Here is a 15,892-nt window from a genome sequence, read left to right on the forward strand (position 1 = left end):
TTCAACTTACGAGGAGGCCCGCTTGCGCTCTGGACGAGGATCCCTGTTGGGGGATTGGCTCGATACTACCGACCACAAGGACAAGCTGATTGCCCTGATTGGCGGCGTGATCGGCCTCTACCTCTCGTTGGAAGTCGCAGCATCGGTCACTGACAACGGGATCAACGGCCTGATCCTCGCGTCTCTGGGTGCCACGGCCGTGCTGCTCTTCGCTGCGCCCCACGCGGCGATGTCACAGCCCAGGAACGTGCTCGGTGGTCATGCCGTCGCCGCCATCGTGGGGGTGCTGGTGCGCGACGTTCTGCCCCACCCGTTGCTGGCTGCAGCGGTCGCCGTCGGGCTCGCCATCTGGCTGATGCACTACCTGCGCTGCCTGCATCCCCCCGGCGGCGCCACCGCGCTCTATGCGGTTCTGGGCGGTGAGTCGGTGCAGGCCCTGGGCCCCTGGTTCCTCCTGCATCCCGTGTTGACCAGCGTGGGGGTCATGCTGGTTGTCGCGGTAATCATCAACTACCCGTTCCCCTGGCGGCGCTACCCGGCCAGCCTGACGCCGACGCCCGAAGCCCCAAAGCAAGGTCCGATGGCTGCCTTGGAGCGAGCAGGACTGGGCCAGGACGACCTCGAATACGCCATGCGCGAAATGAACCTGTATCTCGACCTCACGGAAGATGACCTCGCACGCCTGTACCTGTTGGCCCGGCGCCATCACCAGCACCCCGACCCCATCACGCCGGACGCGATCCAGCCGGATCACTGTTTCAGCAATGGCGAGAGCGATGCCAACTGGGCCGTGCGGCGCGTATTACGCATCGACGAGGGTCAAGTGACCTACCGTAACCTTGCGGGGCCGGCCACCCCTGGCGAGGACCGCGCCACGCTGGAGGAATTCTCCGCCTGGGCCCATCACCAGCTCGACCCGAAATCCGCCCCGGGTGACTGAAGCGTTTGGGGCTACCCCTGCCCGGCGCTTATACTCTCGCGCTAGGGAAACACTGATCAATGTACACGCTCGCGTTGGCACCCCAGGTTTTTCGAGACAAGGCGCGTCGTGCAGCGGGTAGGGGTTCTACCCGCCCGTTGTTGATGGATTCGGGGCGCAACGCAGGATCGGGGAACCTGGGGTGCCAACCCCACAAACCATTCAATGCAGGGGCTCGGCCGGCCGTTGTTATCAAAAACGGGCGCGCGCACGGCGTTGCGGTTCCCTTGTGCAGAATGACTGCACGGCAGTCACCGCGCCTTGTTCGCACGCAAAAGCGACTCGAGCGCGAACATGTACATTGATCAGTGTTTCCCTAGGTCTCCGTAGCTCAGCTGGATAGAGCAGCCCCCTCCTAAGGGGCAGGTCGCAGGTTCGAATCCTGCCGGGGACACCACATTCATGAGGCCGCTGCCGATTTTCGATCTGGCGCCGTGCCCGCATCGGTCGTAAGGTAGGCGGATGGCCATGCTGACGACCGAACAGTCCACCCGCATGATCGATCTCCTCGCCCCGCTGATCGGCATTCAGGGCGAGGTGGACGGCTGTATGGTGGAACTGGTCGAGGTTCTGGACGAGGGGCCTCGGGGTTTGCCCGGGGTCGCCTTGATGAGCATGGGCGCCGAGCGCAGCATCCAGGCCAATCAGTACGGCAACCCCCTCTGTCGCCATTCGGAAATTCGCACCCTCGCGTTGCTGTCAGAGGTTGAACGTGACCTGCACCCGGTCCTGCGGCAGCTGCTCCCGGAATCCGTCGTGGCCGAACTGCGGGGTTTGCTGACGGAGTGAGGGTCTACCCGGCTCCGTTGCATGGGCGCGATCGGGCTTCGGCCTCCTCCACCATGGGCTCCAGCCGCGACCACACCGCGTCCAGCAGATGGGGTTGAGCGGCCTCGCTGGGGTGGATGCCGTCATCCATCAACATGCCGTCTTCCAGCAGGATGTCCTCGAGGAAGAATGGCTCGAATGCCAGGCCCCGCTCCTCGGAAAGATCGGCGAAGACCGCCTCGAAACGCTCGGTATAGCGGCGGCCGTAGTTCGGCGGGATGCGTATGCCCAGCAACAGGGTATTGGCATCGACGGCCTCGATGGCATCGACCATGGCCTCCAGGTTTTCGCGCATGGCCTGCGGCGGCAGGCCGCGCAGGCCATCGTTGCCGCCCAGGGCCAGGATGACGACTTCGAACGTTGCGCGTTCCAGTACGTCGGGCAAGCGGCTCCGTCCACCGGCAGTGGTGTCACCGCTGATGGATACGTTGACCACTTTCCAGTCCTTCTCTCGCTCGGCCAGCCGTTCGCCCAGCAGGGCCGGCCAGCCGGCGGAATCCGGCATGCCGTACGCGGCACTCAGCGAGTCGCCGAATACCAGGACCCGGAGCGGCTCGACCGAACGATTTTCGTCCGGTAGGGAATTTGCAGCCGCAACAGGACTCCATAGCAACGCGATCAAGCCCATCACGACCAATGGAATACGCAACATGGATGCATCCTCGTCATTTGTACTGGAGGCCCGGGACCTCGAGCAGCGGATCAACGGACCCAGTGGACCGCTGGACATCCTGCGCGGCATTTCACTGGCGGTCCAGGCGGGCGAGACGGTGGCCATTCTCGGCGCCTCGGGTTCCGGCAAGTCCACCCTTCTCGGGTTGCTTGCAGGTCTGGACGCCCCGAGTGTGGGAGAAGTTCGGCTGCTGGGGCAAACCATCAGCGAACTGGACGAGGATGGCCGGGCCGCCCTGCGCGCCGGCCGGGTCGGGTTTGTGTTCCAGTCCTTCCAACTCCTGCCGGCATTGACGGCGATGGAGAACACCCTGCTCCCGCTGGAGCTCAACCCGGCCCATGCGCAAGAGAGTCAGGAAACCCTGAATCACTGGGCCTCACAGGCCCTGGAACGCGTGGGTCTGGGCGAACGTTCCGCACACTACCCCCATCAACTCTCCGGTGGCGAGCAACAACGCGTGGCGATTGCCCGCGCCATTGTGGATCACCCGGCGGTGCTGTTCGCCGACGAACCCACCGGGAACCTCGACGGACGGACTGGGCACCGCATCATCGAGCTGCTGTTCAGCCTCGCGCGCCACCCCGACAGTGAAGGGCCGGCAACGGCCCTGGTGCTGGTTACCCACGACCCCGAGCTGGCCGGACAATGTGATCGCATCATCTCGATCCAGGATGGTGTGCTCGAATGATCGCCACCCGGGGAACCGACCGCAGCCATCTACGCGCCCTGCTGCGTGGCACCTGGCGTGAATGGCGCTCGGCCGAGCTGCGCGTCCTCGCCGCCGCCCTGGTCGTCGCCGTCGCAGCCGTCGCGGCGGTGGGCTTCTTCACCGATCGGGTGGACCGGGGCATGGCCCAGCAGGCGACCGCGCTGCTGGGGGGTGACCTGGCAGTCGTCAGCGACAATCCGCTGCCGGAAGGCTGGCCTGCCGAAGCGGCGAGCCACGGACTGGAAACGGCGCGTACGGCCTCCCTCCCCAGCGTCGTCTTTACTGCGGATGACGAATCGCGACTGGCCGCCCTGCGCGCGGTCGAGGCGGACTGGCCACTGAAAGGCGAGGCGCGTATCCGTCCTGGCCGCGAGGCGGACGAGCGGGTCCGCGACCGCGGTCCGGAACCGGGTACGGCCTGGCTGGAGCCGGCGCTGCTCGAGGCCCTGCGACTGGAGGTCGGGGACCGGGTGGAGGTCGGCGACCTCGATCTGGAAGTGACCGGGGTCATCACGCACGAGCCCGATCGCGGCAGCAACCTGCTGGATATTGCCCCGCGACTGATGCTGGCCTTCGATGACCTGGAGGCCAGTGGCCTGATCGGCCCCGGGAGCCGCGTACGCTACGAGTTCTTTGCCGCGGGACCCAGCGCCGGGGTCGCGGAGTTCCGTGACTGGCTGGAGGATGACCTGGAGTCCGGCCAGCGCCTGCTGGGTCTGGAAGACGCCAACCCGGAACTGCGCACAGCGATCGAGCGTGCGGAGCGCTTCCTCGGGCTCGCCTCCTTGATGGCGGTGCTGCTGGCCGGGGCCGCCATCGCCGTCGCGGCCCATCACTTCGCCCAGCGCCGTGCCGACCCGGCGGCGGTGATGCGCGCGCTGGGAGCCAGCGGACGCCAGGTCCTGCTCACCTACTTCGGCCGAGTTGTGCTGGTCGCCCTGCTGGCCAGCGGGGTTGGGCTCGCGATCGGCTTCGCGGCCCAGTTTGTCCTGGCGGCCCTGCTGGGCGACTGGCTCGCCGGGGACCTGCCTCCGCCCGGTTCACGCCCGGTCATCGCCGGCCTTGGGGTGGGGCTGATCACGGCCGTGGGCTTTGCCCTGCCCGCGCTGTTGCGGATCGGCCAGGTCTCGCCGCTGCGCGTCCTCCGGCGCGATCTGGGTCTGCCGCCCACCTCGGTCTGGCTGTCCGGCGCACTGGCACTGCTGGCGTTCGGCGGCCTGTTGTACTGGCAGGCCGCCGATCCCCAACTGGCCGCCTGGGTGCTGGTAGGCACGGCCGTTGCGATCGCGTTGCTGGCCGCACTCGGGATGGCGCTGGTACTGGCCCTGCGGCCCCTGCGCAACCGCGGCGGCATGGCATTGCGCTTCGGCCTGGCCAACCTGTCCCGCCGGGGCGGCCTGAGTGCCGTGCAGCTCGTGGCCTTCAGTGTGGGCATCCTCGCGCTGCTGCTGCTTGCGATTGTCCGGGTGGATCTGCTGGAGGCCTGGGATGCCAGCATCCCCGAGGATGCCCCGAACCAGTTCTTCATCAACATCCAGCCGGGACAGGAGCAGGCCTTTGCCGACCGCGTCGAGGCGGCCGGTCTCGAGCGTCCGCAACTGGACCCGATGATCCGCGGCCGACTGATCGAGATCAACGACGAGCGCGTGCGTCCGGATGATTTCGACGATGATCGCGACCGCCGGCTGGTGGATCGCGAGTTCAACCTGTCCTACGCCGAGTCGCCCCCGGACCATAACCCCATCGTCGGGGGCGACTGGTTTGGCGAGGAGGGGCAGGACCCCGATACCGGGTGGTCGGTCGAGGCCGGGCTGATGGAACGCTTCAACCTGGCACTCGGGGACCACCTGACCTTCCGTGTCGGCGGTCAGGCTATTCGGAGCCCGATCACCAGTGTCCGCGAGGTCAACTGGGACAGCTTCCAGGTGAACTTCTTCGTGATCGGCCCGCCGCCACTGCTGGACGAGCAGCCCAGGACCTTCATCACGGCCATGCACGTACCCGAGGCGCAGCGCTCCGCCCAGAACCAGTGGTTGCGGGAATTTCCCGCGGTCTCGGCAATTGACGTCAGCGCGATCCTCGCGCAGGTGCGCGACGTCATGGATCAGGCCACCCGGGCGGTGGAGTACGTCTTCCTGTTCACGCTGATTGCGGGCCTGACTGTGCTCTATGCGGCAGTGCAGGCGACGCGCGATGTACGCCGGCGCGAGGCCGCGCTGCTGCGTACCCTGGGTGCACGCCGCGACCAGATCCGCAACGGCTTGCTGGCCGAATTTGGCGCCCTGGGGCTACTGGCCGGGCTGCTGGCGTCCGTCATCGCTACGGCGGTCGGCGCCCTGCTCGCCTGGCAGGTCTTCGAGTTCGACTACAGCGTGAACCCGCTGACCTTCGTCTACGGCATCGGTGGCGGTACGCTGGGGATTGCCCTGGCGGGCTGGCTGGGCACCCGACGGGTGCTGGATCAGGCGCCCCTGGCGGTCCTGCGCGGACCGGAGTAAGCCGAGAAATCCAGGGAGCGGCTGATTCATTCACCCGTCCGCGTTGGTACCCCACTTTTTTCGAGACAAGGCGGGGTCCGCGGCGCCCTGATCACTCTCCGGTCCCGCGTCGATCATTGGGCCGCGGCGCAGGATCGGAGCAAATGGGGACCCCCTCGTGAGACTCCACACCCGGGGATCCGGTCATTTCCCGTACATGATGTCCACGTCGAGGAACCCGAACAGGACCAGTAGCGCCAGCGCCCAGAGGTAGAACGAGAAGACCTTGAGGTTGGCGCGGTACAGGAAGAACAGGACCATCTTCAACGAGACGATCCCGACCAGAGCGGACACCACGAAGCCCACCGCGAGCGCCGTCCAGTTCAGATTCCCCAGCCCGTCGCCATTGAGCACGTCCAGTGACTGCACGGCGGTGGCAGCGAGGATGGTCGGGATCGCGAGGAAGAAGCTGTACTCCGCCGCCCAGCGCCGCTTGAGCCCGGTGAACAGGGCGAAGGTGATGGTCATGCCGCTGCGCGAGAGCCCCGGGATCAGTGCAAAACCCTGGGCCACGCCGATGATGGTGGCGATCTTCGGACTCAGCTGGCGCAGCCCCAACGGGCGCCGTTGCAGCCGGTCCGTCCACCACAGCAATACCCCGGTCAGGCTCAGCGTGCCCGCGATCAGGGTCGGGTGGGCGAACACCTGCTCGAAGCCCGCCTTCAGGGTGAATCCGACCACCGCAGTCGCGAACACCGAAAGCACCACCAGCAGGCCCAGACGCAGGAACAGCATCTCGCGCCCCGCCGACCCGCGGGCCGATGCCCACTGCAGGCTTTCGCGGGCAATGCCACCGGTCAGCCGCGTCAGGCTCTTGCGGAAGACGAAGACGATCGAGACCAGGGTGCCAACGTGCACTACCAGGTCGAACAGGATCATCTCGGGGCTCTCGGGCGCCGGCAGTGGTTCGCCCTGACGGATCAGCCAGTGCTGGGTCAGGACCAGGTGCGCGGTCGAACTGACTGGCAGAAACATAAAGATGCCCTGAACGACCCCGAGCAGGGCAGCGACCCAAACTGTCATTGCAGATACCGCTCCATGAACCCGAGGCGGGCCGCAGTATACGGAAAACGCCGGGGAGACGCCGGGACCCCGTTCGCACGCCCAGGCAGGCGCGGATCAGACCCGGAACTGGGTAGTCAGTCCCCGCAGCCGCTCGATCCGCCCTACCAGGGCATCCGTCTCGCTGGCCGTGGCTTCGGCATTCCCGGCGGTGATCTGGGCCCCCTGGCTAACCTCCGTGAGCGTGCCATCCACCTCGCGCGCGACCTCCGCCTGTTGCGATACCGCACCGGAGATCTCGTTGTTGAGATCACGGATGCGTTCGACCGCTGAACGGATCGCCTGCAGGGCGTCGCCCGCACCAGCGGCCTGGTCCACTCCGGCCTCGCCCCTCTCGCGGCTGCGCTCCATCGCGCTGGCCGCCGCCCGGGCACCGGCCTGCAGGCGTTCGATCATGGCCTGGATCTCGGTGGTGGAGTCCTGTGTACGCGTGGCGAGGGTCCGCACCTCGTCCGCTACGACAGCGAATCCCCTTCCCTGTTCCCCCGCCCGCGCGGCCTCAATGGCCGCATTGAGCGCCAGCAGATTGGTCTGCTCGGCAATGCCACGGATCACGTCAAGCACCGAACCGATGCTGTCCGACTCGGACTGCAGGCGCGCCACCTGCTCGTTTGCAGTGCCAATCTCGCTCGCCAGTTCACGCATCGTGCGCACCGAGGCGTCCACCACATCGGACCCGGTACGCGTCTCGCTCTCGGCCTGATCGGCGGCTTCCGACGCGGTTTGGGCATTGCGCGCGATCTCCTCGGCCGAGGCCGTCATCTGATTCATCGCGGTAGCCACCTGGCCGATCCGGGCTTGTTGCTGTTGCACCTCCTGGTTGGTCTCTTCTGCAACGCGGTGAAGGGTGCCGACGGACTCCCCCAGTTCACGCGCGTGTTCCACCATTTCCGAAACCATCCCCTGCAAGCGCTCGATAAATGCGTTGAACAGACGCGCCAGGCGATCAATCCCGTCATTGCGCGGGGCCTCGATCCGCTGGCTCAGATCGCCCTCGCCCTCCGATACCACGCGAAACTGCGAGGCCAGTTGCGCCAGGCGCCGCCGAATCATCAACACGAACAGGAAATACACCACGACGACCACGCCGATCGCGACACCCAGCATCATCGCGTTGACCTGCCAGGCCGCAAGATCCAGCAAACGGTCGATCTCCAGCGCCACCTCGGCCTCCAGTGCCGGGGTCGTCTCGTGGCCCTGCATGACACCCGTCAACGTCGCCTCCATACCCCCCTTGAGCGTTGCGGTGTGCCAGAACACCGCGGCAGCGGCAATCAGAAAGAACACTCCCACAATCACGCTCAGCGCCAGCGAAAACCGTCCGGCGAGTGATAGCCGGCCCAACCCCTTGATCGACTCCATCGAGTTTCCCTGTATTTCGGCTTCAGAAGCCTTGTTATGGTTGGCATATAACGGCCGGGCTGTGCGGTTTCTGAACCCCGAGCACGCCCCGGCCTTCACTCAGTGGCAACGACCGAACTTGTGACGGATGTCCGGAGCGATTAAGGTTCCGGGACATATGCGCGCATGCATATCCTTCAAAACCGCGAACCGACGAATCCTTCCCTATGCAGCTCACTCGCTATACTGATTTCTCCCTTCGGGTCCTGATGTACCTCACCGTGCAGCCGCGCGACCAGCGCGTGACCGTGAGCGATATCTCCGAGCAGTTCACGATCCCGCGCAACCACCTGGTAAAGATCGTTCACCAGCTCGGCCAGAAAGGCTACATCATCACCCGGCGTGGCAAGGGGGGCGGGATCTCGCTCGCCTGCGAGCCAAACGAGATCAACGTAGGCAGTGTCATCCGCGACATGGAGCCGAACCTGAACGTGGTGGACTGCGAGAATCCGGTCTGTCCGATTCTCCCCGGTTGCCAGTTGCGTGGGGTCCTGAACGATGCGCGCGATGCCTTCCTGGACGTCCTCGACCGCTACACCATCGCCGATGTCACCCAGGCGCCGGATTATCTCTACGAACTGCTGAACCCCAGCAAGAGCGCCTGATTCTTCTCATGCGGCCATGGATCGGCTGACGCACCCCCGCCGCCACGCCAACCCGACCCCGTGCGTACGCCGCGCGCTGGGGGGCGCACTGGTGGTTCTGCTATTCGCAGCCTCCCCGGTCGATGCCCGGGTGGCCTGCCCCCACCCCGGGGCCGAGGTCGCCCCTCTCGCCGAGCTCCGCGCCGGCGCGGTCGCCGAGGGGGATGCCGTCATCGCGGAGGGCATCGTCACGGGCGTTTTTATGGGGCCCGATCAACTCGGCGGGTTCTATCTGCAGCAGGGCGCCGGGCCCGACTCGGCCGGTATGTTCGTGTATGCCCCGCGTCGGGAGCCGGTCGCGACCGGCGAGCATGTGCAAGTACACGGGGTCTTTAGCCGCCACCGCGGACGGCCGCAGATCGCTCGGCTGGACCGCATCCAGGGCTGCGGGCACGGCGAGCTTCCGGCACCGCTGGAAGTTCGCCTGCCTGACGACGCCAGCCGCCTCGGCGAGTACGCCGACCTCCGTGTTCGCTTTGCACAGACGCTGACGGTGACCGCCAACCACGAGCTCGCCCGCTATGGCAGCCTGACGCTCTCGGCCGGTGGGCGACTCATCCACCCTGGCCAGACCGGGGCCCCGGGAACCGCCCGGGACGAGAAGCGCCGGATCATCCTGGATGATGGCAGCTATCGCGCGAACCCCGACCCGATCCCCTATCGCGACGATCATGGCACGCGCCGGGTGGGCAGCACGCTGGAAGGCCTGACCGGGATCCTGACCCACGCCTTCGGCGACCATCGCATCCACCCCACCGACTCGCTGGACTGGTTCGGCGGCGAGCGCCCCGCTCCGCCGTCGACGCCGGGAGCGGACAACCTGCGCATCGCCACCGCCAATCTGGAGAACGACTTCGTGACGCTGGGCGAGCGCGGCGCACAAAACCGGGCGGAACGCGAGCGCCAGACGGCCAAGCTGGATGCCCTGCTGCAAACGCTGGACGCCGACCTGCTGGGCGCGGTCGAACTGGAAAACGCCGAGGCGGCGCGCCGGCAGCTGGTCGAACGACTGAATGCCGTCCCACCGCCGCGCGGCGACTATGCGGCCATTGCCCACCCGGGTCCGGGCGACGACGCGATCAAGGTGGCCCTGCTCTACCGACCGGACCGATTGCAACTCGTTGGGTCCGCCACCGATCGCAATGCCGTGCATCATCGTCCGCCATTGCTCGGCTGGTTCCAGCAGCCCGGGAGTGGCAAGCGTTTCGGGGCCGTGGTGGTGCACTTCAAGGCGAAAAGCGGCTGCCCCGACGCGGGCGATATCGACCGCGGCCAGGGTTGCTGGAATGAACGGCGCACGGCCCAGGCCGAACGTCTGGTGACATGGATCCGTGAACAGCAACGCAATGAGTTTGCAAATGTTCCCGTACTGATCCTCGGCGACCTGAACGCCTACGCCGCCGAAGACCCGGTGCGAACGCTGGCCGCGGCCGGCAAGCGGGACCTGGTGCATGACGATCCAGCGTCCGCCCATACCTATGTCTTTCGCGGCCGCGCCGGACAGCTGGATTACCTGCTGGGTCCCGATGCCTTGCGCGACGCCGTGCACGACGGGGCGGCCTGGCCGGGCAATGCAGACGAACCCGGCTTCCTCGGCTTTGACGGTCGCGCGCCCGCCACGGGGCCCTGGCGCGCCTCGGATCACGACCCGGTCTGGGCGGATCTCCGCCTGGATTGAGTGACGGCCCAAGCCGAGCCGGCTCCAGCTGCCTGACGGTCAGTCGCGCGGGGACGCTTCCGCCTCGGCCTCGGCCTCCGGCACGTTGTCGACGATGCGCACGGGTAACGGGCTGCCACCCAGGCCACCCAGCGTGCGCTGCGGGAACGGGATATCGATCCCCGCCTCGTCCAGCGCCGCCTTCACGCCCTCGTGCATGGAATTGCGCAGGTCCAGGAATTTCTCCCGCCGTGCCCACACCGAGAGCTGAATCTTCAGCGCGGAATCCCCGTACTCGAGGAAGATAAACAGCGGCTTGGGCTCCTCCAGACAGACCGGATTGCGCTCGGCCACGCCCATGAGCACATCACGCAACTCCTTCAGATCGGTCCGATAGCCCACCCCGATTTGCATGTCCAGACGACGGATGGGGAAGCGGCTGAGATTGGTCAGTTGCGTCTTTACCAGGGTCTCGTTGGGCACGCGCACCATCAGGTTGTCGAAGGTGCGCAGCTTGACCGACAGCGGGTCGATCGACAGCACCTCGCCCGTGGCATCCCCGACCTTGATGACATCCCCCACGGAGAACGGCCGTTCGCCAATCAGGAAGAGCCCCGAGATCAGGTTCGAGGCCGAGGTCTGCGATGCAAAGCCAAGCGCGACCGTCAGAATGCCGGCTGCGCCCAATAGCACGGTGAGATCGAAGCCCAGCTCGCGCAGCGCCGAGGCCAGCACCAGCAGAACGATCAAGTAAAAGCTGATGCGGCGGGTGAGCATGACCTGCTGCGCGTCGAGCTTGTCCTCCAGCGCGCGCGCCAGACCGCGCGACAGCAGGCGCGCCAGCAACAGGCCCACCAGCAGATAGACGGCGGCGCGGATGGCGGCGAGAAAGGCCTCGCTGGTCACAAAGGTCTGAGCGGTTTGCAGCCATTCATTCATCGCGCCGGGAGCTCCCTACTGAAACAGGGCGGTGAACGCCCTGACCATCAAATGCCGCCCCCCGGCCTGGCGGGGTTCGGCGATGCGCCGGGCCCCGCCGGCCACGCCGGGAGGACCGGAGTCGATCTTCATGTCCGCCATGTCGCGATCTTCCTCGCGCTCCATACGCACCGCCGGGGTCCACAACCGGTGGTGCTCGTCGGCGAATACCGGAAGGCGCGGCACCGGCAGGTTCACGCGTTCCAGGAACAGGGCATCCGAAGCCTTGTTCTCGATGGTCAGCGGAGTGATGACGCGGTGCGGGCGCACGGGCACGTCGGCCAGGTCCAGGCGAGCCTGGGTGCGGGTGGCATAACAAAGCTCCCCGTTCACGGTGTTCGGGCCGAACCAGGTATCGGACGGCGTATAGACCGGAAACTCCTGCACCATGGCCTCGCCAAGATGCAGCTGTACCCAGGCCGGGGAACTCAAATAAAGCGTGACCTGACCATGGGCCGGCACATAGAAGGGGTTCTGTGGCCGGCTGACCATCGGCCGATCCGCCAGGGCCACCCGCAGCTCCGGTACCGAATCCGCCGGGGATCCGGCAAAACGCAGCAGGTCGTTCGCGTCGGCAGGGAACCCATCGGCGCAGGGAACATCGATCGCCAGTGTGGCATCGGCGGGGTCGCGCGGGCGTTCCAGGACCATCTGCCATTCCTGCTCGCCGTGCAGCAGCCAGAGGTCCAGGGGGCCGATGGACCAGCGTCCATGTTGCCCGGATGCAAGTGCCCGGCGCCCCCACCAGGCCGCATCGTCGGTACTCATGGTTGGATTCTGCGGCATCGTCCGCCCTGTCTTGATGTTGGGCTCACTGTAAACCAGAACGCCCCGTCCGCGGGAGAAGCATCCTCAGGACAATGCCGTCAGCCGGGACCGCATTCGCCGGGCGTCAGAAGAGGTCGAGCTGCCCTTCGGACCGCGTCTTCTGCGGGCGCGCGGGCGGGACAAACTGGTTGCAGTCCAGCTCCACGAGACGTCCGGCCAGCCCCGCCCGGCGCCGCGCCAGCCGGAAGCGTTGCCGCAACAGCTCCGCGTACGGCCCGGCCCCGCGCATACGGTGACCGAAGGTGGAATCGTAGAGCTTGCCCCCATGCGCCTCGCGCAGGCGCTGTAGTATGTGCTCCGCCTTGAGCGGGTGATGGGTGTGTAACCAGTCCTCGAACAGTGGGGCGACCTCACGCGGGAGCCGGAGCAGCACATAGCCGGCGGCCACTGCGCCAGCCGCCGCACCGGCATCCAGCAAGCCCTCCAGCTCCCCGTCCGTGAGCACGGGGATCAACGGCGCCACCAGCAAGCTGACGGGGACGCCCGCCGCCGTGAGCCGCTCCACGGTCTGCAAGCGCCGTTGCGGGGCCGCCGCGCGCGGCTCCAGATGTCGCGAAAGCCCGCGCTCCAGGGTCGTCACCGAGATCGCCACCTGCACCAGGCCGCGCTCCGCCATCGGACCCAGCAAATCCAGGTCGCGCTCGACCAGTGCGGACTTGGTCACAATGGATACGGGGTGCCCGGTCTCGGCCAGCACCTCCAGCAGCTCGCGCGTGATCCGCCATTCACGTTCGATCGGCTGGTACGCATCGGTGTTGATCCCGAGCGCCAACGGGACCACCCGGTGGGACGGTCGCGCCAGTTCGCGCCGCAGGCAGTCGGCCGCGCCGAGCTTCGCGAATAGCCGACTCTCGAAGTCGAGCCCCGGCGAAAGGCCCACATAGGCATGTGCCGGCCGCGCAAAGCAGTAGCCACAGCCGTGCTCGCAGCCCCGATAAGGGTTCAGGGACAGCTCGAATGGCACATCCGGGGACTGATTCCAGGACAGGACGCTGCGCGGGTGCTCGACCGTCACTTCGGTGCGCAGCGGCGCCGGTGCCTCGCCATCACCGACCCACCCGTCGTCGAACGGTTCGTGCCGGGTCGACTCGAAGCGGGCATGGGGATCGATGGTCGCGCCCCGGCCCTTGGTCGGTCCATGGACTGGCTTCATTGGCTGGGTCCATCCATGCGCTCGCACAGCTGTCGGAAATAGCCGGACTCGGAGAGCATGCCCCGACCCGCATCGCTGCGGTTCAGCCGGTCGAGCAGCAAGCGCAGCCGCTTGGCCGCCTGCTGGCGCGCCGCCTCGTCGTCCGCCGCCTGGAGCAGCGCCTCCGTGGAGGCGATCTCGCCTCGCAGCTGCACGGCCTCGGGGACATAGCCGGCGTTCTTCATTACCCGGAAGGCCATGCGCAGCTCTTGCGGCACCGCGCTGTCGTCATCCAGTTTCAGGGGTCGACCCGCCCCCGGGAGGTCATCCAACTCCCCGCGGCGGGCCGCTTCGGCCAGCCGGGCCTCGATCTGTAACTCGGTCAGCAACATCCCGTAGTCCGTTGTTCATGCGCCGGGCCGCGCTTGTTGAGCCCCCGCCCGATTTACCGTAACGTCCAGCCATTCCACAAACCATCTCCGTCTGGACCCCGATGGCACTCACCCCGCGAGACAATTCACCGGCTTCCAGCGTACGCGCGCTTGTTCCGGCTCGCGAGGCATTGCGGGCCGAACCCCAGTTCGACACCTATCTGACGCGCCAGATCCCGGTGCTGGTGGCACTATCCCTCGTCCCCGGCCTGGGCTACATCCTGCTGGGTGCGCTGCACGGGGCCTTCACCGCGGCTGCAGCCTGGTACAGCGTGATGTTTGCCGCATCGCTCTGGGGCCTGCAGCTGTACTGGCGTTATCACCGCTCGCCCTTGTCACCGGAGCAGCGGCTCCGCTGGCGGCTGCATCTCACCCTCTTCCTGTATCTCTACTTGGCGCTGTGGACCGCGATCTTTCTGATCTTTGTGCGCCTGGACTCGCACAATCTCCACTACATCGCCATTTTCACGCAGATCGGCGCCACCACGGTGGTTGCGGCGCTGCTCTATCCGGCCCCCTGGGTCTTCCGGCCACTGATCCCCGCCATGATGGCGCCGCTGGCCGGATACTTCCTGCTGATCGGGGACTGGTACAGCTATGTCCTGGCGGCGTTCTCGGCCACCCTTGCCCTGGTCCTGTTCTACGCGGCCAACAGCAGCTTCGGGTTGCTCCGCAACAGTTTCCATCAGGCCTCCCACGATGCCCTGACCGGACTGAACAATCGCGCCGCCTTCATCGAGCATCTCGAACAAAGCCTCGAGGTCCTGCAGCATCACGGGCAGCACTCGTACCTGCTGCTGATCGATCTGGACCATTTCAAGACGGTCAACGACCTGCTGGGGCACGACATCGGCGACGAATTGCTGAAGTCCGTGACGCGGGACTTCGCCAACGCCCTGCCCCCGGGCCACCACCTCGCCCGCCTGGGCGGCGACGAGTTCGTCATCGTGGCCCCCGGCAAGGAAGACCGCCAGACCTGCGAGCGCGCCGCCCGCCGCCTGGCGCATTCGCTGCTCCAGGTGGTCAAGACGCCCTACATTATCCGCAACCATCACCTGCACGTGAGCGCGAGCATCGGCATCCGCCTGATCGAGCCCGCGCAGCCGGTCGACTCGCATCAGCTCGTGCGCGAGGCCGATATCGCCATGTACGAAGTGAAGGATCGCGGGCGCGACGGCGTGGTGGTCTTCAGCGACGAACTGTCGCGGGCGGTGGAGCGGCATCTGCAGATCGAGCGCTGCCTGCACTTTGCGTTGCACAATCGCGAGATCGAGGTCCTGTTCCAGCCCCAGGTGGACACCAATGGGCGCATACGCAGCGCCGAGACCCTGATTCGCTGGCACAGCGCCGAGCTGGGCGCCGTGTCACCCGCGGAGTTCATCCCCATCGCCGAACAGACCGGGTATATCAGCGAACTGGGCGACGCGGTGATCGCGCGGGCGTTCCAGGCCTTGCGCGACTGGGATCGCGCCGGGTTCCCCCTGGAGCAGCTCGCAATCAACATCAGCCCGCGCCAACTGGTGCACCTGAACTTCGTCCACCGCATGCAAGACCTGATCACCCGCTATCTGGGCCGCGAACACGCCCACCGCATCACGCTGGAGATCACCGAGCACGTGGTGGCGGAGGATACCGACCGGGTGATCCACATCATGCAGGCCCTGCGGCAAATGGGCCTGCGCTTCTCCATGGACGACTTCGGGACCGGTTTTTCCTCGCTCAGCTACCTGAAGCGTCTCCCGTTCGACGAACTCAAGATCGACCGGAGCTTTGTCCGCCAGGTCGACCACGACACGGACGACCAGGCCATGGTGCGCACCATCTGCGACATCGCACGCCAATTCGGTCTCGCGGTGGTGGCCGAAGGGGTCGAGACCGAGGCCCAGTACCGCTGGCTGACCACTCACGGTGACCTGCTCTTTCAGGGCTTCCTGTTCGCCCGGCCCATGGATGCCAATGCCTTTTTCGATCACTGCCGCCGTGCGCCGGCGCTGAAGCCGGACACCAGTCGAGCGGCGCCGGCAGCCGGATAG

14 protein-coding genes and 1 tRNA gene are annotated in these 15,892 nt (G+C 66.5%); 8 read left to right on the forward strand and 7 right to left on the reverse strand.

The annotated features are described in order from the left end of the window. Positions 1 to 22: 22 nt before the first annotated feature. The 3 genes from F816_RS0101140 to F816_RS0101150 all read left to right on the forward strand — a co-directional run bounded on the left by F816_RS0101140 (position 23) and on the right by F816_RS0101150 (position 1,768). The gene (locus F816_RS0101140) at positions 23 to 940 is read left to right on the forward strand and encodes an HPP family protein (RefSeq protein WP_026333076.1); all 918 of its coding nucleotides are present in this window, start codon (positions 23 to 25) and stop codon (positions 938 to 940) included. A 359-nt stretch (positions 941 to 1,299) separates the two neighbouring features. Continuing rightward, positions 1,300 to 1,376 (forward strand) — tRNA-Arg (locus tag F816_RS0101145). Between the two features lie 65 nt (positions 1,377 to 1,441). Then, entirely contained in the window at positions 1,442 to 1,768 is a 327-nt protein-coding gene (locus F816_RS0101150) for a hypothetical protein (protein WP_019593178.1), read from the forward strand. Positions 1,769 to 1,772: 4 nt separating this feature from the next. On the opposite strand, the gene F816_RS0101155 is transcribed toward F816_RS0101150, so the two are convergent. Further along, positions 1,773 to 2,459: an arylesterase gene (locus F816_RS0101155; protein WP_019593179.1), complete on the reverse strand. Its 687-nt coding sequence runs from the start codon at positions 2,457 to 2,459 to the stop codon at positions 1,773 to 1,775. Between F816_RS0101155 and F816_RS0101160 the strand changes: the two genes are divergently transcribed. Both F816_RS0101160 and F816_RS0101165 read left to right on the forward strand, forming a co-directional pair. Further along, the gene (locus F816_RS0101160) at positions 2,458 to 3,168 is read left to right on the forward strand and encodes an ABC transporter ATP-binding protein (RefSeq protein WP_019593180.1); all 711 of its coding nucleotides are present in this window, start codon (positions 2,458 to 2,460) and stop codon (positions 3,166 to 3,168) included. The two genes, F816_RS0101155 and F816_RS0101160, sit on opposite strands and share 2 nt — an antisense overlap. Next, entirely contained in the window at positions 3,165 to 5,687 is a 2,523-nt protein-coding gene (locus F816_RS0101165; protein WP_019593181.1) for an ABC transporter permease, read from the forward strand. The genes F816_RS0101160 and F816_RS0101165 overlap by 4 nt, the downstream gene beginning before the upstream one ends. Before the next feature lie 183 nt (positions 5,688 to 5,870). Here F816_RS0101165 and F816_RS0101170 read toward each other — a convergent pair whose 3' ends face one another. Together F816_RS0101170 and F816_RS0101175 are read right to left on the reverse strand one after the other, a co-directional pair. Beyond that, positions 5,871 to 6,749 (reverse strand): undecaprenyl-diphosphate phosphatase, encoded by an 879-nt coding sequence (locus F816_RS0101170; RefSeq protein ID WP_019593182.1) that lies wholly within the window; start codon positions 6,747 to 6,749, stop codon positions 5,871 to 5,873. Positions 6,750 to 6,845: 96 nt separating this feature from the next. Continuing rightward, positions 6,846 to 8,150, reverse strand: coding sequence for a methyl-accepting chemotaxis protein (locus tag F816_RS0101175; protein ID WP_019593183.1), 1,305 nt, complete (start codon positions 8,148 to 8,150; stop codon positions 6,846 to 6,848). A gap of 206 nt (positions 8,151 to 8,356) precedes the next feature. Between F816_RS0101175 and F816_RS0101180 the strand changes: the two genes are divergently transcribed. Both F816_RS0101180 and F816_RS0101185 read left to right on the forward strand, forming a co-directional pair. Then, the gene (locus F816_RS0101180; protein WP_018145638.1) at positions 8,357 to 8,794 is read left to right on the forward strand and encodes an Rrf2 family transcriptional regulator; all 438 of its coding nucleotides are present in this window, start codon (positions 8,357 to 8,359) and stop codon (positions 8,792 to 8,794) included. Positions 8,795 to 8,810: 16 nt separating this feature from the next. Next, a complete protein-coding gene (locus tag F816_RS0101185; RefSeq protein ID WP_019593184.1) occupies positions 8,811 to 10,511 on the forward strand; it encodes an ExeM/NucH family extracellular endonuclease in 1,701 nt (566 codons plus the stop codon). 39 nt (positions 10,512 to 10,550) lie between these two features. Here F816_RS0101185 and F816_RS0101190 read toward each other — a convergent pair whose 3' ends face one another. The 4 genes from F816_RS0101190 to F816_RS0101205 form a co-directional block, all read right to left on the reverse strand. Continuing rightward, entirely contained in the window at positions 10,551 to 11,429 is an 879-nt protein-coding gene (locus tag F816_RS0101190) for a mechanosensitive ion channel family protein (RefSeq protein WP_019593185.1), read from the reverse strand. Between the two features lie 15 nt (positions 11,430 to 11,444). Further along, positions 11,445 to 12,254 carry a hypothetical protein gene (locus F816_RS0101195; protein ID WP_026333077.1) on the reverse strand — a complete coding sequence of 270 codons (810 nt, stop codon included), beginning with the start codon at positions 12,252 to 12,254 and terminating at the stop codon, positions 11,445 to 11,447. Between the two features lie 106 nt (positions 12,255 to 12,360). Then, a complete protein-coding gene (locus F816_RS0101200; RefSeq protein ID WP_019593187.1) occupies positions 12,361 to 13,449 on the reverse strand; it encodes a PA0069 family radical SAM protein in 1,089 nt (362 codons plus the stop codon). Continuing rightward, a complete protein-coding gene (locus F816_RS0101205) occupies positions 13,446 to 13,820 on the reverse strand; it encodes a DUF1992 domain-containing protein (protein ID WP_019593188.1) in 375 nt (124 codons plus the stop codon). Before F816_RS0101205 ends, F816_RS0101200 begins: the two co-directional genes overlap by 4 nt. A 101-nt stretch (positions 13,821 to 13,921) precedes the next feature. Between F816_RS0101205 and F816_RS0101210 the strand changes: the two genes are divergently transcribed. Beyond that, positions 13,922 to 15,892, forward strand: coding sequence for a bifunctional diguanylate cyclase/phosphodiesterase (locus F816_RS0101210; protein ID WP_026333078.1), 1,971 nt, complete (start codon positions 13,922 to 13,924; stop codon positions 15,890 to 15,892).

It is taken from the genome of Thioalkalivibrio sp. ALM2T (assembly GCF_000381505.1).
Lineage (GTDB): Bacteria > Pseudomonadota > Gammaproteobacteria > Ectothiorhodospirales > Ectothiorhodospiraceae > Thioalkalivibrio > Thioalkalivibrio versutus.